This is a genomic window from Flavobacterium sp. JLP (assembly GCF_015350755.1).
Lineage (GTDB): Bacteria > Bacteroidota > Bacteroidia > Flavobacteriales > Flavobacteriaceae > Flavobacterium.
In genome coordinates, this window is sequence record NZ_JADKPS010000001.1 from 336,873 (window position 1) to 363,761 (window position 26,889).

At 32.3% G+C, this 26,889-nt stretch carries 20 protein-coding genes; 10 read left to right on the forward strand and 10 right to left on the reverse strand.

All coding sequences use genetic code 11. From position 1 onward, the window contains the following. From IRZ83_RS01530 to IRZ83_RS01550, 5 genes are all read right to left on the reverse strand, one after another. Window positions 1-3,645: a SusC/RagA family TonB-linked outer membrane protein gene (locus tag IRZ83_RS01530; RefSeq protein WP_194566334.1), complete on the reverse strand. Its 3,645-nt coding sequence runs from the start codon at window positions 3,643-3,645 to the stop codon at window positions 1-3. 135 nt (window positions 3,646-3,780) lie between these two features. Further along, complete coding sequence (locus IRZ83_RS01535) at window positions 3,781-4,911, reverse strand: FecR family protein (RefSeq protein WP_194566335.1); 1,131 nt, start codon at window positions 4,909-4,911, stop codon at window positions 3,781-3,783. A gap of 194 nt (window positions 4,912-5,105) precedes the next feature. Then, the gene (locus IRZ83_RS01540; RefSeq protein WP_194566336.1) at window positions 5,106-5,675 is read right to left on the reverse strand and encodes an RNA polymerase sigma factor; all 570 of its coding nucleotides are present in this window, start codon (window positions 5,673-5,675) and stop codon (window positions 5,106-5,108) included. Between the two features lie 251 nt (window positions 5,676-5,926). After that, on the reverse strand, window positions 5,927-7,951 hold the full coding sequence (locus IRZ83_RS01545; protein WP_194566338.1) for a M56 family metallopeptidase: 2,025 nt from the start codon (window positions 7,949-7,951) through the stop codon (window positions 5,927-5,929). Further along, window positions 7,948-8,310 carry a BlaI/MecI/CopY family transcriptional regulator gene (locus tag IRZ83_RS01550; RefSeq protein WP_029269983.1) on the reverse strand — a complete coding sequence of 121 codons (363 nt, stop codon included), beginning with the start codon at window positions 8,308-8,310 and terminating at the stop codon, window positions 7,948-7,950. Before IRZ83_RS01550 ends, IRZ83_RS01545 begins: the two co-directional genes overlap by 4 nt. A gap of 241 nt (window positions 8,311-8,551) precedes the next feature. On the opposite strand from IRZ83_RS01550, the gene IRZ83_RS01555 reads away from it, so the two are divergent. The 8 genes from IRZ83_RS01555 to IRZ83_RS01590 all read left to right on the forward strand — a co-directional run bounded on the left by IRZ83_RS01555 (window position 8,552) and on the right by IRZ83_RS01590 (window position 17,777). Further along, window positions 8,552-8,944, forward strand: coding sequence for a hypothetical protein (locus IRZ83_RS01555; RefSeq protein ID WP_051662678.1), 393 nt, complete (start codon window positions 8,552-8,554; stop codon window positions 8,942-8,944). A gap of 256 nt (window positions 8,945-9,200) precedes the next feature. Next, window positions 9,201-9,938: a hypothetical protein gene (locus IRZ83_RS01560; protein ID WP_194566340.1), complete on the forward strand. Its 738-nt coding sequence runs from the start codon at window positions 9,201-9,203 to the stop codon at window positions 9,936-9,938. Between the two features lie 427 nt (window positions 9,939-10,365). After that, on the forward strand, window positions 10,366-11,907 hold the full coding sequence (locus tag IRZ83_RS01565) for a hypothetical protein (RefSeq protein WP_194566342.1): 1,542 nt from the start codon (window positions 10,366-10,368) through the stop codon (window positions 11,905-11,907). 106 nt (window positions 11,908-12,013) lie between these two features. Then, window positions 12,014-12,643: a DNA-3-methyladenine glycosylase gene (locus IRZ83_RS01570; RefSeq protein WP_194566344.1), complete on the forward strand. Its 630-nt coding sequence runs from the start codon at window positions 12,014-12,016 to the stop codon at window positions 12,641-12,643. Window positions 12,644-13,296: 653 nt separating this feature from the next. Further along, entirely contained in the window at window positions 13,297-14,802 is a 1,506-nt protein-coding gene (locus tag IRZ83_RS01575; RefSeq protein WP_194566346.1) for an ATP-binding protein, read from the forward strand. Between the two features lie 246 nt (window positions 14,803-15,048). Next, on the forward strand, window positions 15,049-16,515 hold the full coding sequence (locus IRZ83_RS01580; RefSeq protein ID WP_194566348.1) for a glycoside hydrolase family 130 protein: 1,467 nt from the start codon (window positions 15,049-15,051) through the stop codon (window positions 16,513-16,515). A 70-nt stretch (window positions 16,516-16,585) separates the two neighbouring features. Then, window positions 16,586-17,020: an META domain-containing protein gene (locus tag IRZ83_RS01585; protein ID WP_194566350.1), complete on the forward strand. Its 435-nt coding sequence runs from the start codon at window positions 16,586-16,588 to the stop codon at window positions 17,018-17,020. Between the two features lie 163 nt (window positions 17,021-17,183). Then, a complete protein-coding gene (locus IRZ83_RS01590) occupies window positions 17,184-17,777 on the forward strand; it encodes a hypothetical protein (RefSeq protein WP_194566352.1) in 594 nt (197 codons plus the stop codon). A 60-nt stretch (window positions 17,778-17,837) separates the two neighbouring features. Here IRZ83_RS01590 and IRZ83_RS01595 read toward each other — a convergent pair whose 3' ends face one another. Continuing rightward, on the reverse strand, window positions 17,838-19,502 hold the full coding sequence (locus IRZ83_RS01595; RefSeq protein WP_194566353.1) for a serine hydrolase domain-containing protein: 1,665 nt from the start codon (window positions 19,500-19,502) through the stop codon (window positions 17,838-17,840). 78 nt (window positions 19,503-19,580) lie between these two features. Beyond that, window positions 19,581-20,393 (reverse strand): AraC family transcriptional regulator, encoded by an 813-nt coding sequence (locus tag IRZ83_RS01600; protein WP_194566355.1) that lies wholly within the window; start codon window positions 20,391-20,393, stop codon window positions 19,581-19,583. Window positions 20,394-20,649: 256 nt separating this feature from the next. Between IRZ83_RS01600 and IRZ83_RS01605 the strand changes: the two genes are divergently transcribed. Continuing rightward, a complete protein-coding gene (locus tag IRZ83_RS01605) occupies window positions 20,650-21,207 on the forward strand; it encodes a tetratricopeptide repeat protein (protein WP_194566357.1) in 558 nt (185 codons plus the stop codon). Between the two features lie 77 nt (window positions 21,208-21,284). Here IRZ83_RS01605 and IRZ83_RS01610 read toward each other — a convergent pair whose 3' ends face one another. Next, the gene (locus tag IRZ83_RS01610) at window positions 21,285-23,147 is read right to left on the reverse strand and encodes a TonB-dependent receptor plug domain-containing protein (protein ID WP_194566359.1); all 1,863 of its coding nucleotides are present in this window, start codon (window positions 23,145-23,147) and stop codon (window positions 21,285-21,287) included. Between the two features lie 65 nt (window positions 23,148-23,212). Here IRZ83_RS01610 and IRZ83_RS01615 point away from each other — a divergent pair, with 65 nt between their 5' ends. Continuing rightward, entirely contained in the window at window positions 23,213-24,691 is a 1,479-nt protein-coding gene (locus tag IRZ83_RS01615) for a PLP-dependent aminotransferase family protein (protein WP_194566361.1), read from the forward strand. Between the two features lie 71 nt (window positions 24,692-24,762). Here the strand turns inward: IRZ83_RS01615 and IRZ83_RS01620 are convergent, their stop codons facing one another. Both IRZ83_RS01620 and metQ read right to left on the reverse strand, forming a co-directional pair. After that, window positions 24,763-25,818 (reverse strand): NAD(P)-dependent alcohol dehydrogenase, encoded by a 1,056-nt coding sequence (locus IRZ83_RS01620; RefSeq protein ID WP_194566363.1) that lies wholly within the window; start codon window positions 25,816-25,818, stop codon window positions 24,763-24,765. Window positions 25,819-26,055: 237 nt separating this feature from the next. After that, window positions 26,056-26,874 (reverse strand): methionine ABC transporter substrate-binding lipoprotein MetQ, encoded by an 819-nt coding sequence (gene metQ, locus IRZ83_RS01625; protein WP_194566365.1) that lies wholly within the window; start codon window positions 26,872-26,874, stop codon window positions 26,056-26,058. Between the last annotated feature and the right edge of the window lie 15 nt (window positions 26,875-26,889).

The following is a 26,889-nucleotide window of genomic DNA, read 5'->3' on the forward strand; positions in this document are numbered from 1 at the left end:
TTAAAGAGTAAGATTAAAGCCGAATAAGAAAGTCTTAGGCAATGGTAAATTACGTGTGCCAGAGTTAGCCGAATAAACTTCTGGATCAATATGATTTCCAGCAGCACTCCAGTACCAAAGATTATTCACTTGAAAAGTAAATTTAGCCGATGCTATTTTAATTCTATTTGCAAATGATGTTGGCAAATTATAACCCAATGAAATGTTTCTCAGCTTGATATAATCGCCGTCTACCACATTTGCACTAGAATTTCGCCATTGACTGCTGATCGTTCCTGCATAATTTCTGATACTTTCATCAAAATCTACATATAAACGTGTATTGCCATTTTGGTTCGTATCTGTATAACGATCAGCAATACCTGAAAGTGTTACAGCATCAGAATCCATAGCTATAGTTTCTTTACGCATTACATTTCCGCCAGAAAAAATAAACATGAAATTTAAGTCAAATTGCTTATAAGAAAATCGTTGTGATAACGACCCCGTATATGTTGGCATTAAGCTTCCCATATTAACTAAAGCATCAGGATTTGTAACTGTTTTAATACTGGTAGATATTGGATTTCCATTTGCATCAAAAGTGATCGACGGATTTCCATTTTCATCTAAAATATACGGGTAGCCATTAGTGGTTCCTCCATATTTATAGGCATATAAACTATTATATAACTCATTTTCTGAAAAATAATCTATTGGAGAACTTACATATACTGAAGCTATTGATTGAGCTCGTGTAACTTTTTTAACAGTTGTTCTGTTGAAAGCCAGAATTGCATTAGAAGCAATACGGAAATCTCCATTATTATACCATTCAGAACCAACACTAAATTCAACTCCTTTATTAAGCAAAGCTCCAGCATTAATTCTTCGTGTCAATGCACCAACTGTAGGATCTAAATCTGTATTTGCTAATAAGTCGCTGCTGTATTTGCGATAAATATCAATACTACCATTTAACTTAGCTCTAAAAAGACTGTAATCTATACCAAAATTAGCACTTTGAGTTTTTTCCCATCTTAACATAGGATTAGGCTGCGCTGTAATATTTATATATTGCAAAGACTGATATAAGTTATCGTTTTTTCTAGTAGCCGTTATATAAGGAGTTGTACTCTGATCTATATTTCCGTTAATACCGTAGGTTGTTCTCAATTTCATCATGCTGATCCATTTTATTTCTTTCATAAAATCTTCATTGCTGATATTCCATCCTAAACCTGCAGACCATAATGGGCGATTTTTATACTTAGGATCTACACCAAACAAATCTGCCCTGTCAACACGATAACTTCCTGTTACATTATATTTTGATAAATAAGTATAACTAGCAGTACTAAAAACTGAAAAATAACGGTGTAAAATTTCTGTTTGTGTTCTAGATAAAGCACTAAGCGTTCGGTTATTTCCATAAATATAGCTGGCAACTCCCGTCTGGCTCATAGCAAGGCTATTCATTACTGTAGAAGTTAGTGTTACAGGATCATAACCATATCGCACCTGTTCAATAGTCCTTGGCAAATAAGTTTCACGCATTTCAATACCAGCTAAAGCATTTACAGAATGTTTTCCATCACCAAAATCCTGAGTAAAATCTAATTGATTTCTAAAAGAATAATTACTGGCTTGATTGCTTGATTGTGCGTAACGCCCACCTGCAGATAATCCCTCTGGATAAGTATAAGCATTTGTAGTCGCATTATATCCGGTTAATGCATTAATAGCATAACGCATTTTGTATGAGTCGACAGCATAATACTGCTCATTATCGTTTCTTTTTAATTCATATTGAAATTGCGTATTATAGCTTAATCCTCTCCATAGTTTAGCTTTAACGTTTGCAAAAGCTCTTAAGCTTAATGAATTTTGATGTTCTATACCTTCTTGAAGCGAATTTAAAACATTAAAACTCATAGATTTAAAACCGCTTAAAGCTGCTAATTTTTCAGCTACGGCTGGGTTAATAACACTGCTTGAAGTAAAACCATCGCTAATACCTACAAATGGTGATATTACAAGATTTCCTTTGTCATCAGTAATTCGCTCGTATCTTTTTTGAATATCGTAATTACTGAAACTAGGATCAGTAACATCTTCATTGCTATAGGTTCCGTTTATTCCAAATGTAGCATTCAGCCAGTTGTTAACCTGAAAACTGCTTTTTGCATAAAGATTAAAAGCACGGCTTGTATTGTATTTAACCCGATCTTTTGATTCATCATAATTTAACGACACATACGTATTTTGCTTGCTTGTACTGCCAGAAAAGGCAATATTATAACGTTGTCTCATTTCGTTTTGCCACACATTATCACGATAATCCTTTATATAATCATTCTTTCTCCATTGCGCAATTGTGCTGTCATAATCAGAATTGGTAATTTTTCCTTCTTCAAGATTTCTGTTAAGCTGATAAAGAGGGCTATAGTATTTCATACTGCTGCTTCCTATATCTCCATAACTGTTAAACATAGAAGCTGTATTGGTAAATCTCGCTCTTTCTCTATTGTATACTGACTGCTCAAGATCAATTAAATCGCTTGTAGACGCATAATTCATATCTCTTAAATTAGGCTTGTCTGCAATAAATAAATCAGAATTTATAGTTACTTTTAATTTACCATTTCCTTTTTTGGTAGTTAAAACAATAATTCCGTTTGCGGCTCTTGAACCGTAAATAGAAGCTGCTGCTGCATCTTTAAGAACATCAACACTTTCAATATCATAAGGATTAATATCATCTAAAGTCAACTCGGTTGGCAAACCATCTATAACCAAAAGCGGACTGTAACCAACTTGATCAGAAGAAAAAGTACCGATACCTCTTAATATAGGTTTATCTGACCCAATTCCAGCCACATTTTTTTGAAACATCAAACCTGAAACACGCCCTTCAAGTGCACTTGATAAATTAGAATTGATGTTTTCATTTAAGGTTTTCTCGTCTACTTTAGCAATTGCGCCAGTAAAATTACTTCTGGCAATAGTTTGATACCCCGTTATTACCACTTCTTTCATTGCAGAAATTTTGTCTTCAACGATAAGTGTTACTATGTTTCTTCCGTTAATGGCAAAAGATTTTTTTTCAATAGTCAATCCTGTACATTCGAGAATGCCGTTTTCTGGAACATCATCAAAAGTAAAACTTCCGTCAAAATCGGTTATGCTGGTTCTGTTTGTTCCAGAAAGAATCACAGTTACTCCGGGAAAAGGCTCATTTTTATTATTTAATACTTTTCCGCGGATATCGATTAGACCGTTTCCCAAATTCTCCTCTTTTTCTTTTACAGCAGTTACCACAATTGTTTGATTTGTAAGTGCGTACTTTAGATTTTGAGCATTAAAAATTTGATTAAGCGTTTCTTTTAATGTCGAATTCTTAACGTTAACAGATACTGGTTTCGAATCTTTGAGTAATTTCTGGGTGTAAAAAACTTCATAATTTGCCTGTTTCGCCACTTCTTTCAAAACGGTTTCAAGAGGTGCATCTTTAAAGTTTATGGTAATGTTTTGTGCTTGCCCGGAAAAACTGCAAAGCAGTAAAAAAAGAGCACTTATCATCCATGAAGGAGCAGAAAAACAAACTCCGGGAATCTTTTTTTCAGTTTTTTTGTAAGGTTTTTTTTGTTGTAAATTAAATTTCATACATTTACATTTGGTTATAGTTAAACAATAGGTGGACAACTTATACTGGCTATAAACTTTTATAACAACCAGAAGCATCGCAACTGCTTCTGGTTTTTTAGTTTATATACTCAGTATAATCGGGCAAATTTAAAATCAGGGATATACAATAATCGTTTTTCCTTCAACCTTAAATTTTATATTGCTAAGCTCAAGTACTTTCAATACTTCAGACAAATTTTTATTCATAAATGTACCTCCATTAAACCTGACATCAGAGACATCACCCTGGTACTCTACTTTTACTCCATACCAGCGTTCCAATTGTCGCATTACTGTTTTTAGATCTGCATTGTCAAATTTAAATCGGCCGTTTTTCCAGGCAATTGTGGCTTCGGTATCCACTTCTCTAATTTTAATATTATTATATTTATCAGATACATTAGATTGCTGTCCGGGTTTTAAAATTGATTTTTGATTTTTATAAGAAACTGCTACACTTCCTTCTAATAAAGTAGTTTTTACAACAGATTCATCCGTATAAGCATGTACATTAAAATGAGTTCCAAGTACTTCGATAGACTGTTCACCAGATTTTACTATAAAAGGTTTGCTCTTATTTTTGGCAACTTCAAAATAAGCTTCACCTTCTAGCTCTACAATTCTTTTGTCTCCGTTAAACTGGGTTGGATACTTTATAGAAGAAACTGCATTTAGATACACTTTTGTTCCATCTGCCAAAACAATATTATATTGCCCGCCAGTTGGGGTTGAAAGTGTATTAAACGAATTTTTATTTTCTTTTGAAGCTGCATCTGGATTTATGATATAAGTAACAACCCCATTTGCATTCATTTTAATTGTAACTTCTTCTCCTTCTTTGGCAATTGTATCTTTTGCAGAAATATCAGAAAGTACAATCTGTTTTCCGTTAGAAAGTGTCAAAATACCGCGATTACCTCCAGGTGCAACATCTTGAGGTTTTTCAGCAACTTGAATAGGTTTATCCTCTGGGTTTGTAAAATAAAAAATTCCTGTTCCTAATAATAAAGCGATTGAAGCAGCAACAGCAACACGCGGCCAAATACGAATTACTTTTGTTTCCTGCTTTAAAGGTAATTTTGCTTTTAGATATTCGTAACTATCTTCAAGTTCGTACTCGTTAAGCTGTAATTTGCTGTTAGCTGCTTTGTGCAAATACCATGCATCTAGTTTTTCCTTATCTGCATTAGATAAAGTATCTTCCTGGTATTTTTTAAGCAGCGCTAAAATTTCTTTTTCATTCATAAATACAACACGAAATTTGGTCCCGTTTTAAATAAGACAGTTAGGAATAAGTTTTGTCATAGACAAAAACAAAAAAAATTAAAAAAATATTATTATATCATTAACAAAGTAAGAAGAGTATTATTTCTTCTTTATCGATTAAGACGATATGCGTAGATTTTGATACAAGAATTAACAAAAACGCAACGATTTATTTACCAAACAAAAACACCCATGAAATCCTTGAGTTTTTCTCTTAGTATTTTAAGGGAATTGTATACTTGCTGCTTAGCTGTTTTATCAGTAATATTGAGCTGAATCGCGATTTCTTCATACGACAAGTCTTCTACTTTTCGGAGTAAAAAAACTTCACGCATTTTAGCCGGAAGAAGATCTATTTCTTTTGCAATAATAGCTTCTAATTCTTCTTCCCTAAGTTTAAAATCTGCCAAAACGTAATCATCTTCGATAAAGTTTGAAATAGATTCAGCATATCGCGAAACCACTTTTTCATGGGCGATGTGATTCAATATTCTGTTTTTTACAGCTTTGTATAAATAAGAAGAAAGTGATCCAGTAATAATCAATTCATAACGTTTGTTCCAGATAGACAAAAATACTTCCTGAACAACATCGTTTGCTTCATCTTGATCGCCAAGTATTTTATAAGCGTGGTTAACGAGAAGTTTACAATACCTTTCAAAAATTTCTGTATACGCTAACTGATCATCTTCTTTAAGAAGATTAAATAGAATATGATCAGCATATTTGCTATAAACAGGCATTATTTAATAAGGAATTGTGGGTCAAAAAAGCAATATTAAACATTTTTTATGTTAAAAACTAAAAGATGATTCAGTTAGAAAAACTACATCGATTTATAGCTATTATTTTCTTACAGAATTATATTACGCATCGAACAGAACTACAAAAAACCAATACTAATAAAAAAGCCCACTCCTATTGGTTTGGGCTTTCTAGTCATTACAATTCCATTTATTTTTAAGACTAATTCAAATAAAATTAGTTGTTTTTTTTAATTATCTGCAAGTGCTTTCAGTGCAATATACCTATCTAAGCTTTTAAAATCATGTCCTTTTGCTCGCATTGACTTAATAAAAGATGGCGTAGCACCTGTTGCTTTTGCACCAACAACTTCTTCTAAGTCTAAATTATCAAATCCAAGTTTTTTATATTCTTTTATTAACTCAGGTGTTACATTTTGTGATTTCAAAGCAATTAGATTTTCTGCCTGAATGTTTTTAAAACCTGCATTTTGAAAACTCTTTATATATTCTGCCGTAACATCTAGCGATTTCATAGCAATAAGATCACTATTTGAAAGATTATTATATCCAACGGCTTTAAAAGAATCAATAAAAGCTTTGTCAATGTTTAATGATTTAAAGGCAATGATATCATCATCATCGTCATCGTTGTCACCACTATTATTGCTAACGTTGTTTTCATCGCTATTATTTTTAGAAGAACTGCGGAAATCAGTAATATATTTTGCATCAATTCCTTGTGATTTCAATGCTATTATATTACCCGGACTAACATCTTTGTATCCAGAATTACGTATTTCTTCAATAAAAGCTTTATCAATCCCTAATGACCTGAAAGGAACTAAATCATCCAAATCAATATCTGGAATTGCTTTTTTAATTGAAGCAATATAAGCTTCGTTTACATCTAAAGCAGCAAGCGGAATAACTTGATCTTTATCAATTTTGTCATAGCCATTTTTTTTAAGCATCTGTACATAAGAAACTTTAATGTTGATCATAAAGAAAACCATAAGATCTTCATCGTTTTTAAGATCAATACCTTCTTTAGCCATTGCAGTGCTGTATGATGCATTTGGGGTAAATTTATAAGTTCCCATTCCTTTATCACCTTCAAATTTTCCTTTAAAAAGCATTGTTCCTGCCTCGCGTGTTAAAGTAAATTCTCCTTGCTTATCTCTAGGAAGACTGCTAATCTCGCTCAATTGAAAATTACTGGAAGAATTATCATTCTCGTCGCTTTTAAAGGTAATCTCTATGGTATTGCCTTTTATTACAGCAAACCAGTTTCCGTCTGTTTTCATTCCATTTTGAATGCCTGCATCCTCTTTCGATTCTTCTTTAGAATTAAGAGTTTGACTTTGCGCAGCCGGTTGATTAAAAAGGCAGGCAAAAAGTACCATTAGCGGTACAAGGAAAAAATATTTCCAAGTAGTGTGAACATTTGATTTTTTTGAGTTCATCATGATGATTCGTTTTTTTAATAATGATTGATTATAATTGGTTGTAAGACTCAAAGGAAATTGTGGTGCCGCTACCTTAAGCAGGCTAAACTGATAACTTTCTTTTTCTACAGTATCTTGCTGCAGCATTTGATCATCAGTCAAAAATTCAAGATTAATTTCTAAGGCTTTTCGCCATTGCCAAGCAAAAGGATTAAACCATTGAAAAACAAGAACCATCTCTGCAAGCAGAAGATCAATAGTGTGTTTTTGCTCAATATGAATTTTTTCATGAAGCAAAATCTGATTATAGGTTTCCCATTCGTATTTTTCAGGATTGATGAAAATATTATTTCCAAAAGAACAAGGAGCTTTGTCGCCGGTTATCTCAACAATACGAAACTTGCCATCTTGAATTACTGTTGTAGAATAGGCTCTAAACAATAATATAACGGCTTGCATCAAAAAATTAAGAGCAAAAACTACTACTCCAAACCAGTATAAATAAACCAGACACTTTAGTAAGACATCAGCATTGATTAGTTGTTTAGTCTCTTCAACAAGCGTTGGCTGAACTGGCAATTCTTTTATAACGGCTGTTTCAGTTTTATTTGATGGAGCTTTAGAAATTGTAATATGATTTTTTACAGGAATTTTTCTAAATGATAATTGCTGCGGAACTGGAATCAGTGGCAAAACAAACGCCAATAACATACAAGACAGCAATACATATCTGTTTAAATGAAAAAAAGTCTCTTTCTGTAAAAGCAGTTTATAAAACATAAGACATGCCGAAAGAATAAGTGCCGCATACAAAATATAAGGTATCATATTTTATCTTTTTTAATGATGTTTACTATTTCATCTAATTCTTTTTCTGAAAGTTTTTGTTCTTTTGCAAAAAAGGCAAGCATTCGAGGATAAGAGTTATCAAAATATTGGCTTACAATATCCTTCAGTGCAAATTGCTGGTACTCTTCTCTACTGATAACGGGAAAAAAACAATGCATATTCCCGGCAGTTTCATGATTTAGAAATCCTTTTTCTTCTAATATTTTTACTATTGTCGCCACACTATTATAATGTGGTTTCGGATCTGGTAACTGAGGAATTATATCTCTTATAAATGCTTTGTTTAAATCCCAAAACACCTGCATGATCTGTTCTTCTCTTTTTGCTAGTTTTATCATAGTTAAATATTTTAGTGCAAGATACTACTAATTAATTAGTAGATAAACTAATTTGTTAGTTTTTAAACTAATTAATTAGTAAGTACTTGAAATTACTGAGATACCAAACGCTAACAACCTATAAATTATACAAGTAAAATTGGTTTTTCTGTAATAATTTCAATTGATGTCTGGGCTAAATTTGTAAAACATGATCCTTAAAATGGATTTTTGCTAAAAATTAATTTAAAAAAACACTATCATGGAAAATCAAATCAACCACGATTATGGTCAAACAGATCCTGATTTTATAGATCAAAATACTCTTATAGATGGTCATCATATCGAAAACAATGATCAATTTCAAAAACAGCTTCATACTGAAAATAAATCTGAATTTGGAGAAAGCGATCCTGATTATTTAGAACAAAATACGCTCGTTGATCATGATAATTACGCCAGAGACGAAGATCCCTATGAGGCTAAAGAAGAATTTATTGAACAGTTTAAAAATCCTGAAAGCGATTTGAATGTAGAAAACAAATCGGATCAAGAAGAAATTACAAATACAGATGAAAATCTTGAAGAAGAAAATAAAAAAGAATCTAATCCTGAACCAGAAACTTTTGCTGACGACGGATATAAAATAGATTAAGAATAAAATTAACTAAATTATAAATCCCATTTTTTAAGAATGGGATTTTTTATGCACTATTCTCTCCTGAATTTTAATCTTTAAGTGAAAAGTGTCACAAAAAAACAATGAATTAAACGGAATGTTTCTTTAATTTGTCTTTTTGTAAAACTCTTGGGAAGTTTAAAAGCCCTATATTTACTTTTTTGGCTTACAAATTATATTGTGTAAAGATTTATATCCTGCAGTATAAGCCAATAAATTTTAAGCAGTCAAAATGGAAAATTATACAGTATCACAAGCTTCATTGCCTCTGGTTGATAATCCGATACCGAATACTCAAATAAAGAAAGCCGATTTATTGCCGGATGCAGAATCTCGACTAGATTCTATGGAAATGAAGGAAAAACCAATTTTGGACTCCACTATTCCATTTAGAGATTTAACAAATGCTGAGAGTAAAAAAGAAAGCATTCACAGACTTATTAATAAACTCGATGTTGAGACAAATCTAAGATACCAAAGAACTGTAGAAGATACCTATTGCAATGTCTACTCGTATGATTTTTGTTATTTTGCTAAGGTCTATCTTCCAACGGTTTGGTGGACAGATGAATCTCTTCAAAAAATAGTAAAAGGCCAGGAAATTGAACCGGTGTTTGAGCAAAGTGTAGATCGTATTTACTCAAGTGCCATACACGATTGGTTTTTAGAATGGGGAGCCAGTTTTGGCTGGAAAAGAATGTTTACTGCTGACGAAATTCAAAATAAAGTAAATGCTGAAGGTGGAATCGGAATAATTTGTGCCAAAAGAAAAATAAAAGGGCTTTCTGGACATATCGTTCCAGTTGTTCCTGAAACAGATTTGCATAAAGCGTATCGAGAAAATGGCGTTGTAATTTATCCACTGCAGTCACAGGCAGGAAAACTGAATTATAATTACTTTGCAGAAGTTCGAAAAGACTGGTGGAAAGACGAATTATACTCCTCTTATGTGTTTTATTACCATGAATAAATCAAACAATTCACCTAATTGTTTAAACTCTTAAAAAAAATATTGATTTTCAACAAGTTAACTACTTGTAAATAACATAATAAAAAACTACTTTTGCAACTTGGAAAAAACAAGGACCGCAAAAGTTACATTTTGGCTGTTCATCTGCTTAAATTATTGATATAAAAGGCTTTAATAAAATAATATTTTATAACCCAATTGTAAAATCTTACTTTTTTTATCAATTATTCAGTCGATATAAAGTGCAAAATTCCTAAGACCAAATTATAACCTACATTTTAAAAGTAAAATAAACTATTAATGGAAAACAATTCTGTTTAATCCATTAAGTTTTCGTCTCTGATTCTAAACAGATTAGATTCGCGTTTCCGAATAAAAATAATGACTTTAAAATTATAATCAACCTAAAAAAAGAAAGTAAGTATAAATGAAAGACAATCAGACAAAAAAATATTATTGGGGAATTGGATTAGAAAACGAAACCTACATGCAATTTGAAGAATCCCTAATAGTTTCTGGTGAGTTTATACAAGAAAAAATTGGTTTTGAGAAATATAGTATTGACTATAGAAAATGCTACAAACCAGAAAGCTTGGCCCCTATTTTGAAAAAAGCTTTTGACTTAAACGAAAATTACAAAGTAAGCCGAATGATGAACAGTCATTCGCTTGAAAAACTGGACATCAATTATCAGCATAAAACGTTATCTCCAGTAAAGCCATTAATTGATACAGAAAATGGTGAAGTAAGTGCGCAGCCAGTTGAAAATCCTGAGTATCTTGGAAAATCAATTATGGAGCTTTTTCTTGAGGATCAGCCGTACAACATTCAAAGTATGATTACCCAAAGAAACAAAACAATGGGTTCTGTACATTTTGACGGAGACTCTATTGAATTTGTAACCAAATATTTTGAGAATCGAACCATTGCTGATTCTTGCAAAGAATTAAAAGCGACCAAAAAATTATTTCTGGATAAAATCAATGAATCGTCTGTTTTGGATGGAAAATTAAATTTTCCGGATTACAATAACGGGCTTAATATGTTTATGACCAATCAGGAAAATCTGGTGTTGTTCAATAACGGAACATATCATTTTCATATTACTTTGCCATCATTAACAGAAGACAGCAGAATTGTTGATTACAATGAATTTGAAAAAACTCATGCCAATGCTATTTATTTACTGCAATGGTTTGAGCCTTTTTTCATTGCAACGCTCGGAAGTCCAGACATTATGGGTGTGATTAGCGACAAATACAGTTTGGATAAAAAATTTACGCTAGGTTCTATGCGAAATGCAATGTCTCGTTATATTGGCGTAGGAACCTATAACAAAGCAATGCCAAAAGGTAAAATCTTAACGTATAATGTAGATGATTTTAGAAAATTGCTGCAATTTGAAAAAGAAGAAAACATTTGGTGGAGAGATCAAATCGAAGCTGATATGGAATATGAAATGCTTTCAGAAGTTGGTCTTGATTTTAATCAGGAAAAAATGTACCAGAGCGGATTTGAATTCAGAAGTTTTGACGAGTTTCCTGCAGAATACTTAAATGATGTTCTTTTTTCTATCATTCTAATTTGCGAACATTCTTTAAATTTGCCTGATGTTCAGTGGGGACACGATAGTAAAGCTTGGAATAATTTGGTTTTTAAAACCTTAAAAATGGGTTATTCAACTGAAATAAATAAAGAAGAAAAGAAAGAGGTTTTAGATTTATTTCAATTATTGAATCCATCAGATGCAAACTATAATACTTTAAAATCTGAATTTGACGCTATTGTAATGCTGGATGAATTTTTCTTTAAAATTCTTGCTGTGCTCCATGACAAATACAAAGACAATAATGTTTGCCTTGATGCGATGTACGGACAAAAAACAAGTTCTCCTCCAAAATGGGATAACTTTAATAAATATCAGACAGAAAGGCATTTACAACAAATTGGCTCTTTTTGTGACAATTAAATAGTACTAAAAAAATCCCATTTCTAAACGAAATGGGATTTTTTGTTTTGTTGAATTCTTATCTTAAATTTAATTAATTTTAGAAACTAAAATTGAAAACTCAACAATGAAACCCTCTAATAAAGAGCCACGCAAATTACAACTCTCCTATTTTCTTAATAATGATGTAATTTTTCTAGCCAAAGACCTTTTAGGAAAAGTACTTTTTACTCAAATTGACGGAAAAATAACTGCAGGCGTTATTGTTGAAACCGAAGCCTATTTTGGAGTTCAAGATAAAGCTTCTCATGCCTACGGAGGACGACGAACTGATAGAACTGAAACATTGTACAGCCAAGGAGGCATTTCGTATGTGTATTTATGTTATGGCATTCATCATCTTTTTAATATAGTGAGTTCCGTCGAAGGCGAGCCACATGCAGTTTTAATACGAGCAATTGAACCTCTGATTGGTAAAAACATAATGGAACTTAGAAGAAATATGTCTGCCGATAAAGCCGCTATTTCATCTGGCCCAGGTTCTGCAGCTAAAGCTTTAGGAATCGATCGTAGTTTTAATAGAAAAGATTTAAATGGTGATGAAATCTGGGTTGAAGATCACGGTTTAAGATACGCTGATAATGAAATTACAGCAGTACCTCGTGTGGGTGTAGCTTATGCGCAAGAAGATGCTCTTTTGCCTTGGCGATTTTTTATTAAAGGAAATAAATATGTAAGCAAACCCAATAAAATATAAATTCAAAAAGCCCATAAAAGCAATATAGGCTTTGAATTTTACTGATCAGTTATAAAACTGAAAATTACTTATTCTCTTTGTTTTTATCCAAATTTATCTGCTCTTTGTGTTCCAAATTTTTCCCTTCAGGCAGTATTTATTATCATTTTTACAAAAATAAAAGTCCACTTAATATAAGGACAAATGCAATTATTGTTAGTGTTTTCATATTATGTCTTTTTCTCTTTAATTTTTTGCAAATTTAGAATCATAAGTAAACTTTTTTCTTATATAATTACCGTAATATTTTATAAAACATACGTGTGAAATAATAGTTTAAAGAAAAAAACAAAAATAGAAACCGATTATAAAATAGAATTATTATTTCGTCAGCTTAAAAAGTCAAAAGCAAATATGAGATAACCTTTATTAAATTTAATACACTACAGTATCCTTTTTTTATAAATTATATTAAGATGTTAAAAAACAGTAATTGTTTAACTAAATTTTCAAAATAATAAACAGAATAAAATTTATATAATTAATTTAGCTATGCTTATCAAGTCATTTGCAGTTGGATTTCACATCGTAATTGTGAAACACTAACTTAAAGTAGTATAACGATCTCATATTAAAAATAGATAGCTTCGCAACTATAATTAATTCAATTCGCTATGTGCCAAAATATTAGCTTCTTTAAAGATATAGTGAACAATACTCCTTCACCTATTGCAGTTTATACTGGGGATAATCTCAAAATAGAACTTGCCAATACGGCCATGATTGAAACTTGGGGAAAAGGCGATCAGATAATTGGAAAAAATTATCTTGATGTGCTTCCTGAAATCAAAAAAGAAGTTTTTTTTCAGCAGGCAATTACTGTTTTAAAAACAGGAATTCCTTTTCATGCAAAAGATGCAAAAGTAGATTTACTTATCAATGGCAAGTTGACAACACATTACTTCAACTACAGCCTTATACCCCTTAAAGATGCAGAAGGAACTATCTATGGCGTCATGAATACTGGCGCTGATGTAACGAATTTACATCTAGCAAAACAACAAATTCAAAACGCAAATGAAAGACTGAATGTAGCTATTGAATCCTCTGGTATGGGAACTTATGAAATAGATTTGGCTACCAAAAAAATAAAAACTTCTGGAAACTTCAATACAATTTGGTCTATTGACAAAATTACTCATGACAACCTAGTATTTAAACTTCACCCTGATGATCAGCTAATTCGTGAAAAAGCACATCATGAAGCAGAGACTACTGGAAAAATGTGTTACGAAGCTCGAATTATAAATGAGGATAATTCGATTAAATGGGTTCGTATTAATGGAAAATTAATTAAAGATGAAGATGGCACACCATTAACTATTATCGGAATTATTCAGGATATAAACGATCAGAGAGAATTTGAAGAAGAGTTGAAAAAACAAGTTTCTGAAAGCACTATAGAATTGCGGAGATCAAATGAAGATCTATTGCATTTCGCTAACGTAGTGAGTCATGATCTTAGAGAACCGCTCCGGAAAATAAAAATCTTCAATACTCTTTTAACCAATGAAGAAAAGGGAAATTTTGATGAAAACTCTAAAAAATATCTCACTAAAATAGACCTGTCTGCTCAAAGAATGAATGATATTATTGAAGGTATTCTAACCTATTCTACTGTAGACAAAACACAACAGCCTGTTGAAATTATAGATCTCAATGAAATTATTGAAAATATAAAAACAGATCTCGAGCTTATTATAAAAGAAAAAGGAGCTATACTAGTTAATAGTGAACTTCCTGAAATAGAAGGCGCACCAATTCTTATACACCAGCTTTTTTACAACTTGCTTCAGAATGCTTTAAAATTCGCAAAAGCAGATCTGCCTCCACGAGTGGTTATAAGCAGTTCTACTATACATATAGACGATATGAAATGTGTGAAAATTATAGTAAAGGACAATGGTATTGGCTTAGATGCTGCTTTTGTGGAAAGAATTTTTACCGCTTTTGAAAGACTTCATTCTAAAAGTGAATATGAAGGAAATGGGCTGGGTCTTTCCTTATGCAGAAAAATAGCCAAAAGGCATAAAGGATCTATTACTGCTGCTGGCGAAAAAGACAATGGAGCTGAATTTACAGTAATTCTGCCTTTAAAACAAAATGCAGAAACAATTTAAAATGATTTATTAAAGGAAATCAATTGCTTCAGATAACATCCAGCGTCATTTAGAAACAAAACAACTGCAAAAGTTTTAAAAATAAAGTTTCTTTTTGTTAACAAAATTACTAACTTGTATAGAATTAGCGTTACTACTTAATAGTAATGCCTATTAAAAACAGGTTCTTTTTTCATTTTTCGAATCGAATTATGAATGAAATTGAACTGAAGTAATTTTATAACACAAAAAAAAACAGAACTTATTATGCGAGTATCAGTCATCCGAAAAAACATACTATTTACCCCCGATTCTAAAAGAGTTGTTGCCCGATATTTTATGAATGGTGATGAACGGACCAAACAAATGGTCGTGCGTATAATGATGCTGAATGAAAAACAAGTATTAGAAACCTTAGAACAGACACTTCGTGAGTTTGCAAGGCGCCATCGAAATATTTCAGCTATATTTTTTAGACATTGCGAAAAAATCAGACCTGTTATTGAATCTATGCAAATTGATTATGAGGCCATTTCTCTTGATAGAAAAATGCTTATTGGCTCTTATTGCACAATGGAATATGCAATAGAATCTGCCGCTATATTTAACCCTTCAATAGTAGAAGATTTTGATCAATCAGGTTTAGAAGAGGGCGAAAAACGCGTTATCATTTCTTTCCGCGCAACAGGCGAAGGCCATATTTCATCTATTGTTTTTAGAAGAGGTATTCTCGATAGAAATAATAATCTTCAGGTAATGAAAATTGGGCATAATATCGATAAAGCCGAGATTATGCATAAATCCTTTTTTAATAAAGAACGCTTTTTACTGAAATTATCTGAAATGCATACGCAGGACAAATACATTACGCAAATTATGCAGGATCTGCCAGATGAATTTGAGTATGCCGTTTTAAAAAGCATGGTTAATACAGCTTTAACAGACCCGTCTATTCGCGAAGAAAGAAGAGTTGCTCTAGAAGAAATTATATGGCTGGCAAAGTCTTTTTATGATTTAGAATTTAAACACGATTCTGACATTACGGAGCGTGTTATATTCCCTATTTCTGATTCTGAAAGCCGAGGTATTGAAGATGCACGTTTTGTTCGTTTTGTTGATGACGATAATTCTGTTCGTGTTATGGCAACTTACACTGCTTACAATGGCCACACAATTTTGCCAAAACTTATTTCTACTGAAGATTTTTACACCTTTAGAGTAATGCCTTTACACGGAATTGGTGCTCAAAATAAAAATTTGGCTTTATTTCCAAGAAAAATAAAAGGTAAATATGCCATGCTTGCCAGAATCGATGGTGTAAACAATTACATTATGTATTCTGACCGAGTTACACAATGGAATAACCCTGTTCTGCTTCAAGAGCCTCGATATACTTGGGAGTTTACGCAAATAGGAAACTGCGGATCACCTCTTTGGACAACAGAAGGCTGGCTCGTTATTACTCACGGTGTGGGAACAATGAGACGTTATTGTATAGGAGCTTCTTTATTTGATCTTGATGATCCGTCTAAAGAAATTGGAAGGCTTAGTGAACCCCTGCTTTCGCCTCTTGAGGACGAACGTGAAGGTTATGTTCCGAATGTAGTGTACTCTTGCGGTGCAATTATTCACAACAACAGCCTAATTTTACCTTATGCCGTATCTGATTATTCATCAACTTATGCCATTGTTGATATGGTAGAATTACTGGATGCTTTGAAGAAAAGCAAATAATTTTTTAATAACAAGAACACTATTCTTGACTCACTTGATCAAGAATTTTTTAATCCTAAAATCATTTTCTATGAAAAATTATGTAATACTATTCATTTCTGTTTTAGCAGTATTTTTTGATTCTTGCACAACAATGAAGGACACTACTAAATCTGATGATTTATACAATACATCATGGGAGTTAGAATATATCTCCGGACCACGTATAGCTTTTGAAGGTTTATATCCAGACAAAAAACCTTTTATAAAATTTGATAAAAGTAAAAGCCAAGTATTCGGCAATGCCGGATGCAACGGATATAGTGCTCCATTTACTCTAAAAGGAAATTCATTAACGTTTGGAGAACAAGGCCCAGCTACTATGATGTTTTGTGAAGGCGGCGGCGAGCAGACTTTTTTGCAAATGATCAAGAAAATCGACAGTTATGCTATTGATAAAGATGGCAAGCTTAATTTATTGATGAATAACATTCCAATGATGCGATTTAAAAAAGTAACGAAATAAACCGAAATACAGTTAAGAACTTCTTTAACAGAAAATAAAATCCCTCTATGTTGAGGGATTTTATTTTTAAAAAGGCAATAAATCCAATAATTAAATGTTTTATAAATAAGCGTTATTGTATTTATTTTTAACGGTTAATTTTTATTTATCAAGATTTAAGAATATGAAAAAAATATTGTTTTTTATTATAATTGGTGCTTCTTTACACGCCTATTCACAAGATGAGCTGAAAAGAAAACAGCAATCCATTCAACAAAAAAATTCAGAAAACAAAGAAGTGCCGCCACCAGCGGAAGTTTCGCCAAATGATCCTCCACCGCTTCCAAAAGAGCCAATTGTTTTTAAAATTAATCCGGATGAACTTTATAAAAATAACATTCTATATAAAAAAGAAGCTAACGTTGAAGGCATTTTTTATAGAAGAAATGAATTTTTAGGAAGTTTTGTAACCAATACAATTGTCTCTACCGTTCGCTATCGTGATGCAGCTTTTGTAGATGGAGACAAAATCAAAGTTTATTTGAATGATAAGGTTATTGAACCAGAAGTGCTTTTAGATGGAGAGTATAAAGGATTCAAAATAAATTTAGTGAAAGGAATCAATAAAATTGATTTTGAAGCTTTAAACGAAGGTTCTGCATCGCCTAATACCGCAGAATTTCAGGTTTTTGATGATAAAGGAACTGTAATTGAGTCCAGCCAATGGAATGTTGGAACAGGTTATAAAGCTACAATAGTGCTCTACAAAGAAAATTAAACTAACGTAAAAATCCCATTTCAATTTGAAATGGGATTTTTTTTAGTATTCAAAACTCGATTAATTTAATATTGATGGCAAAATATAATCCTTTACAATTGTATCAGCTTGAGTATGTGCGTATCGTTTATTATAAGCTTTTGATGTGATAATGATTACAATTGGCAATTCTTTGAAAATTATAAATTCATTTCCTCCATTTCCTGCACAATAATACGTTTCGTAACTTTTTCCTTTATATTCAACTGTTTTATTCCAAAACAAATAACCATAAAATTGATTCTCTCTTTCTGGAATCTGAATTTGATGCGACAAAGTCTTGCTAACCCAATCAGAGGGAATAACTTGCTTGTTATTCCATATTCCGTTGTTTTTATATAATTGCGCATATTTAGCATATTCTAAAGACGTCATTTGCAAACTCCCAGCCGTGTTAACTACTTTTTGCGGTGTATATTGCCATTGATATTGTGTAATGTTTAATGACTTAAAAAGCTTTTCTGCTGCATACTTTTCTAATCCTTCAGGAACTGACTTATTTAAAATATCTCCTAAAATGACGACTCCTGCTGTAAAATAATCCCATTTGCCACCATTGGTTTTGTTTTTATCCATTGGCAGATCTAAAGCAAATTTTACCCAATTATCAGTTGGATACATGTTTTCTTCATTTCCTGGCGAATCACCATTGCTGTCAGATCCGTCAAAGGCTGAACTCATCGTTAATAGGTCTTTTATTTTGATATTATCTTTTTTAACTTCATAATTAGCAAATTGTTTTAGATCATAAAAATTGCTTAATTTTTCGTTTTCGCTTTTAATATATCCGTCTTGAATTGCAATTCCCATGAGCGTTGAGGTAAATGATTTTCCGGCAGATCTGGTATCGTGCAAAGTATTTCTATCCGCATCATTAAAATATTCTTCAAGCATTAATTTACCTTCTCGAATTACCACTACACTCGTAATTTCTTTTAAAGTGTAATTGGCAATGGCAGTATTAAGCTGTTCGATTTTGTTTTTATCAAATGACAAAGTTGAAATTTGCCAGCCACTGCTAGGTTTTATCGATTGAATTTCAATTTGCTTTGCTGTTACTTTAGGCGTTTTTATAATCAGTTCCACCTGACCTTCAGCAATTATATTTCCCGTTTTTACTGTACTTTTTTCGTCTAATTTAACATAAGGCCGGATTTCAATTTTTAGCAGATGTTTGCCTTCTGTCAAAGCCTTTTCTCCGCCATTATTTAGAAATCGGTCCCACATGTACATTGCCCACCAGTCCTCGCCTTTTGAACTGGTCAGCGGAACCCGAAAAGTAATAGAAGTATTTTTATTGCCACCAGATCCAAAATTACATCCATGATGGATATTTTCTTTATAAATAAACTGATTGTCTATATAAAAAGAAAACTGAAGATTTCCTGATTCTAAAAGCTTTTCTGCTGGTAAATCTGGAGCCAAATGATGTAAATAATTAATAACAGAATTCTCCATAAAAACCCTAATATTAAGATCTGACTTATATTTAAGCTCATACGATTTTAGAAAATCTGACTCCTTATATTGCTGTAGCGGGATATTTCTATCCATAAAAGTTATTTTGCCTTTGTTTGCATTTTGGAGATTGCTTGTAATAGTATCTGTTTTATACAGATCATTATTTTGAGCGCTCAAAATACCGCTCATAAAAAGTCCCGTCAACAACAATAAGATTTGTTTCATAATTTGATTTTCATGGAGATTAAAAGTCAAAACTACACTATTGCTATTTTATAAAATTGTACCAAATTAACATCGAATTTATTTCTGGAAAAGGATTTTAGCATGCTCAGACGGATTTATACCATTCATTTCCTTAAAACATCGATTAAAATGGCTTTGATCTGAAAACCCGCATTGATAGGCAATCTCTGTAAAAGATTGCTTTTGAAGCGCCATCAGCGAAAGTGCTTTTTCTACTTTTAATTTCCGGATATATTCGCCTAAATTACAATCAAAATATTTTGAAAAATCTCTAGAAAGATGAACAGGATGAATATCTGCTATTTTAGATAAATAATCAAGCGTAAGATTTTCGGCAAATTGTTCATGGAGAATTTCATCAATTATTACAACCCATTTAGGATTTTTAAACAAAACATCATCAGTATTGTTTTGCAGTTTATAAAGCAGTTCAAGTAAAATAGTCTGTGTAGAAAGATCAGATTGATTATTCTCTAGTTTAGAAGCCCTAAAAATTTTATACATCAATAATTTAATCGAAGGATCTAGAATTTTTGTACTCCCTTGCAGACCTTCAATACTTAAGGCAAAATCATCAAACCATTGTTTCTCTATTTCGAGATGAAAACCTCTCGTAAAACCTTCCGGTTTGATATTATAATGCGCTTCTTGCCAATTATGAAACAATAAACTTCCGGGACTGCAATTGTAAATTTCCTTTTTATTTCCTTCTATTACATTTCCCTGAAGAATAAAAGTAAAATAAGCATGTTCATGATAATGCCAATCTACTTTTGGATGTGTGTAGACGGTATCGGTCAAAGTAATTCCATCAAAACAAATCGTTTTGTTCGTTTGACCATAAAACTCGCCTTTCTTTAAATGTTTCATTTTTTTTCTCTAGGTTCAGAGGCTGATTGGTTCAAAGATACAAAGTTTATTTTTTTAGTTTCAAAGGTTGAGGTACAAGGTTTTGCATTTGTTACTAAGCCTATGATTACCTCTGGAAATTGGCGCCTCTGAATCTTTGGACCTTAAAAAAAAACTTATAAACAACTATATATCAAAAAATTAACTATTTTTAACTTCCCCAACATTTTAAATCATTTTATGACTTAATTACACTAATCAAACTAAATCAGAAATTATGAAGTGGTTTACTAATTTAACAATGAAATTTAAAGATAAATTTTCGGCTTCAAACTCAAATGAAGGCTTGGAAAATTTAGAAAAGGGAAAACAATATTATTTCTCCAACCAAATTCAGGATGCTTTATTTTATTTGGATAATGCTATAAATTCTGGATTTGATAATGGTGCTTATGAATTGAGAGGCAATTGTCTGCAAAAATTAGATTATCATTACAGAGCTATTGAAGATTTTGATAAAGCAATAGAAATTGATCCTTTAGAGTTTTCAAATTATTACAGCCGTGCGGTTTCAAAAAAAGCAATATTAGATTTTACAGGCCAAATTGAAGATCTGCACAATGCCATTTATTATTACAAAAAAAATAAAAATATAGAAAATAACTTACTGAAAGCATTTGAAACCGATTTTTTAAGTGCTAAAACCTATATAGAAAGCTTAAAACAGAATATAACCGAACTGCATCAGGCTCCGTATTTAGAGATAAAAACTTTAATCAAAGATTCACTGCATCTCATTAAAAAAGTTAAATTGAGAAACGTAAAAATTAGATAATATCAAATCCTAAAGTATTATTATAAAAAAAAAGCTCAATTCTTAAGAACTGAGCTTTTTGTATTTAATAAATTGAATTAAAAAGTAACCACTTTTACTCCCAAACTAAACCATCGTGATGGAAGAGGAATCGCTCCCGCCTCATAATAAGTTGTATTGAAAATATTTTGCGCATCTGCATAAACCGTAACTTTTTTGAACGATTGGCTTAATCTGAAATCATTTATCCAATAAGATGGTCTGGTAATTCTTTGATTAAAACGAGTCGCAAACAAAACTGTAAAACTTTTATACTGATAATCAATTGTATTCGTCAATTGATGTTTTAAAGATGAAATCGAGTATTTAGTATACGTTGCTGGTATAACATCTTTAAATTCAAAATCTAAGTAACTATAACCAAGCATTATATTTAATCGAGAATCTTTAGAAAAATCAGCTCTGTAAGTCGAACGCAAATTAAAACCATTCGTATTTAGATTTCCATAGTTGTTGCTCTGCCAAGGCTCTGTAGTAACATTTCTGGTCCAATCGATGAAATTGCTGATCTTTCTGTAAAAATAATTAGCATTGAAACTGAATTTTGGCTTATTATATTTAAAACCAATTTCGCTCTGAAAGGCGTTTTCAGAATCAAGATCTGGGTTTCCAATATTTCCCGGACGCTGATTTAAATATAAATCTGTAAAGGAAGGTATACGCTGGCTTGTTCCGATATTTCCAACAATTTTAAAAGCATTTGTTATCGCATAACTGGCATCAAGACCTGGATAAATTTGCCAGCTGTAATCTGAATTATAGTTTACATACGTCCCTAAATTTACATCAAGTTTTTCGATAAATGTAGTTCTGTATTGCGCGTAAATCCCAAAGTTTTCGCGATCATGCTCGCCAATATTAGATGAATTTATATTTTCGTTTCTAGCTTCTGCTCCAAAACCCCATTCTCCATTACTGGTTTCATAAGTTGTATTAAACTCTGCTGCTATAGAATTTGTGTAATGCTGGCTTCGTCCGGCATTTAAATTTGCCATTCCGTAATAACGATAATCGTCATAATTGTATCTGTAACTGATTCTAGGCATCAATGTCCATTTCTCAGATACTTGGTGTTTCGACTGAATCGAAGCAAATGTTGTCTGAACTGCCTCGCTTGAATTTCTATCTCCGGGAGCGGCATAAAATCCGTTTGCTCCAAATCCGTTATTTATGTAGCCAAATGAAGTCAAAATTTCATTTGCATCATTAAGCTGGTAATTCCCCTGATAAAAGATTTTATTGTTTTCGAAATCAGTATTGTAACGGTATCCGTTGCTTTTATCGTGTGACGCAAAAAGCGAATGCTGTTGTTTTTCTTTACTTAAAACACCACCAACTTGAATTCCGGTTCCAAAATAAGTGTCTCCAGTATCTTGTGTGTCTTTTTCAAAGTTCGAGCCTGCATAAGTATTTACTAAAAATCCAGATTTTGTTGGTTTTTTGGTAATAATATTAACAGCTCCTGTCAAACTGTTGATTCCGTATATCAAAGCAGCTGGTCCGCGAATTATTTCGATTCTCTCGATTACATCAACCGGAATAGGCAAATTTAGCATATTGTGAGCCGTTTGAGAATCGATGATTTTTGTACCATTGATCAAAACAACAGTCTGCTCAAAACTTCCTCCATCAATACTAATATCTGCTTGGGTTCCAAAAGGTCCTCTCTGTCTTAAATCAACCCCATTTGCATATTGCAATACTTCTTGAAGCGTTCTGCCTGGCAATTTTGCAATTGCTGCCTTGTCAATTACATATACATTTCTGTTTTTCTTAGAAATTGGAATACTGAAACGGTTTTCATGAATTATAACTTCATCAATGTTTATAGTATCTTTTTCTGTTTGAGCGTATGAACCAACGCTAAAAAGAATCAGAATAGCAAAATAAATTTTCATCATTTTTTTTAATTTTTTTGCAAAAGTACTACCTTGCCGTACTACTAATGTGTACCAGTTTTACAAAAATGAATAGTCCGGTTCAAATTCCTTTTAAAAGTTTCATTCAGCTCAAACCTGAAGATAGTACTTCGCTGTATCTGCAAATCGTTTTTGAGTTTATCAAAGCTATACAAATTGGTTTGCTTCCTGAAGGCACAAAACTTCCGGGAACCCGCGTATTGTGCAAACTGTTGTCTGTTAATCGGAATACACTTATCAAAGCTTTTCATGATTTAGAACTGCAGGGCTGGATCGAAATTCTGCCCAACAAAGGCACTTTTATTTTATCTGAAAAGAAACAAAAAAATAAAACTGAAACAGCTGTTTCGCAAAATTTATCAAATCATAACGCTGGTTTTACTTTTAAACAATCTGCAATTCTTGAAAATCCGTCAGAATTGAGCGCTTTGCCTTTTCAATTTAATGATGGTCTCCCCGATTTAAGATTAGTTCAAACCGATGTTTTGGCGAGACTTTATGTTTCTAAATTAAAAAGCCAAAAAACACCAAAAACTTGGGAAGAAATTCAGACACAATCGCATTTAAATTTCAAAAAACAATTTTCAAATTTTTTAAATGTAACTCGAGGCATACGTATTTCGACGTCAAATTTACTCACAACGAGCAGTCATGAAATTAGTTTGTATCTGGTTACAAAATTACTGATAACACCTGGCGATAAAGTAGTTGTAGCTTCTCCAGGTTATTATATTTCTAATATGACGCTCTCTGACAGCGGAGCGCAAATTATTTCGATACCAGTTGATAAGGACGGAATTATCACAGAAAATCTGAAACAGATCTGCGAAGAGCACGAAATCAGGATTTTATATCTGACGTCTAATTATCATTATCCCACTAACACGGCATTGAGTGCAAAAAGGAGAATGGAGATTTTAGAATTGGCCAATCAATACGGATTTGTTATTTTGGAAGATGACTATGATTTTGATTTCCATTACGATAACAACCCAATATTGCCATTGGCTTCTTTAGATTCGAATGAAAGAGTGGTTTATATTGGGTCTTTTGGAAGATCTTTGCCTTCTGGTTTTGGATACGGATTTATTGCTGCAACATCAGCATTTATAAGTGAATTAGAAAAACACCAGAACATTCTAGAACCCGGAAAAGATGTGATTAAAGAACAGGTTTTAGCAGATTGGATTCAGGAAGGCGAAGTACATCGTCTTTCTAAAAAAAATAAAAAAATATATAAAGAACGCCGAGATTACTTTGTTTCTTTATTAAATCAAAATTTGAAAGACAAAATAAAATTTCAAGTACCTCTTCGCGGTTTAGCAATTTGGGTAGAGTGGCTTGATCCTTTTAATTTGATAAATCTTCAAAAAAAATGTGCTGTAAACGGATTGTTTTTACCGAAAACTATTTTATATCAAACCAAAAATATTACCGCAACGCGTTTAGGATTCGGACATTTGAACCCAACAGAAATGGAGAATGCCGTTATTATTTTAAAGAAATCCCTTGAAGCCATTGTTTAAAAACTAAAATTAAAAAAGCCCAATTCATTAGAATTGGGCTTTTACTATTTTTGAAATTAATATGGATAATATTATTTCAAAGAAGCCATATCAATTACAAAACGATAACGAACATCACTTTTCAGCATTCTTTCGTATGCTTCGTTTATTTCCTGCATTTTGATCACTTCAATTTCTGATACAATATTGTGTTCTCCACAAAAATCAAGCATTTCCTGAGTTTCAGCAATCCCTCCAATTACAGAACCTGCTACAGATTTTCTTCCCATAATCATGGGTACAGTATTTAGAAATGGCTCTAAACCTCCTAAATAACCCACTATAACTAGAGTTCCATTTATATTTAAAGTTGCTACATAAGGGTTAACATCGTGTACATAAGGAACTGTATCTATAATTAAGTCGAATTTTCCGCTCACTGATTTCATTTGACTGCTGTCAGTTGAAATAATTACTGCATCAGCTCCTAATTCTATTGCTTCTTTTTCTTTTTCTGGGGTTCTTGAAAAAAGTGTAACATGAGCACCTAGACCTTTTGCTAATTTAATAGCCATATGTCCTAGTCCGCCTAAGCCAACTACAGCAACTTTAGAATCTTTCCCAACATTCCAATGTTTTAATGGCGACCAAGTAGTGATTCCGGCGCATAATAAAGGTGCTACAGCAGCTAAATTTAAATTTGATGGCACTTTCAATACAAAATGTTCATCGACTACCACTTTTTGAGAATAACCTCCAAAAGTATGTCCGCCTAAATGTTTGTCTTTGCCATTATAAGTTCCTGTAAAACCATTTAAGCAATATTGCTCCAAATCTTGTTTACAGCTGTCGCAAGTATGGCACGAATCAACCATACATCCTACTCCAGCTAAATCTCCTACTTTTAGTTTCGTTACACCGATTCCTACCTTGGTTACTCGGCCTACAATTTCATGTCCTGGAACTGCAGGATATTGGCTTCCTCCCCAATCGTTTCTTGCAGTATGCAAATCAGAATGACATACACCACAGTATAAAATTTCTATCTCTATATCTTTTTCCAAAACTTCTCTGCGGGCAATTGTCATTTCCTCTAATGAAGCGTCTGCAGCTGTTGTACCAAATGCTTTTGTTTTATCTGAATTCATATTTTAGAATTTAAATTATTTTAAGATGTAAATTTAAGGCTGGTTCGTTTCTCAAAATAATAGAAAAGAAACATTTACTTAAGAAATTCAAATAATTTTGAATTTAATTTTCATTTCCAGTAATAAGCTGTGGATGAATTGTTTTCGCTAAAATCTCTGATTTATAAATAGTCTATCACAAAAAAAGCACTAAATCTTATGATTTAGCGCTTTTTAAAATTGAAATATAATCTAAGATTACCAGCCTTTTACAGCACCGCCTTTGAATTCACGAACTGCTGCCTGCTCTACTTCTGCAGATTGAAAAGCCTGAAGAAACTGTTTTACTTTTTCTTCATTTTTATTGTCTTCACGGCTAACCACAAGGTTTACGTAAGGTGAATCTTTATCTTCAACAAATAAAGCATCACGAGCAGGAACTAATCCAGCCTGTGAAGCAAAAGTGTTATTGATAATTGCAATCGAAACATTTTCATCGTCTAAAGCACGAGGCAATTGCGGCGCTTCTAACTCTAATATTTTTAAGTTTTTAGGATTACTGATAATATCCGTTACTTTAGGCAGCAAACCTACACCATCACGCAGTTTTAATAAACCATTTTTCTGCAAAAGCAATAAGGAACGCCCTCCATTTGTTGGATCATTTGGAATAATGATTGTACTTTCGTTCTTTAATTCAGAAAGATTTTTGATCTTTTTAGAATAAGCAGCAATTGGGTAAATAAACGTCTTTCCGATAATCGCCAATTTATAACCGCGTTGTTTAGACTGCTCATCTAAATAGGGTTTATGCTGAAAAGCATTCGCATCGATATCTCCTTGGCTCAAAGCTTCATTTGGGATCACGTAATCATTAAACGAAACCAATTCAACTTCTAGTCCGTATTTTTCTTTTGCGACTTTTTTAGCTGCTTCAGCAACTTTATATTCTGGTCCGGTTGCAACTCCCACTTTTATAAAATGAGGATCATTATTTTTACTTTTTCCACAATTAGCCACAACAAGTGATAAAGCTATAATTCCGGCTGTTTTTAAAAAATTTAGTTTACTATTCATTGTTATATTTTTTTA